This is a genomic window from Streptomyces fildesensis (assembly GCF_016107395.1).
Lineage (GTDB): Bacteria > Actinomycetota > Actinomycetes > Streptomycetales > Streptomycetaceae > Actinacidiphila > Actinacidiphila fildesensis.
Map to the genome: position 1 here is coordinate 1 of NZ_JAAIKO010000363.1, position 240 is coordinate 240.

Annotated in this window: 1 protein-coding gene; it reads left to right on the forward strand. The window is 47.9% G+C overall.

The window, feature by feature from the left end:
* Nucleotides 1-240 (forward strand): 14-3-3 family protein (locus C6N31_RS43200; RefSeq protein WP_198359759.1); only part of this gene is annotated, 240 nt, incomplete at both ends.

The following is a 240-nucleotide window of genomic DNA, read 5'->3' on the forward strand; positions in this document are numbered from 1 at the left end:
CTTGCTGAGTTTAAAACTGGTTCAGAGAGGAAAGAAGCAGCTGAGAGCACTTTGTTAGCCTACAAATCTGCTCAGGATATTGCTCTTGCAGAGTTGGCTCCTACGCATCCTATTAGGCTTGGGCTTGCGTTGAACTTCTCTGTGTTCTACTATGAGATACTCAATTCCCCAGATCGTGCTTGCAACCTTGCCAAGCAGGCATTTGATGAGGCAATCTCTGAGCTGGACACCCTTGGGGAG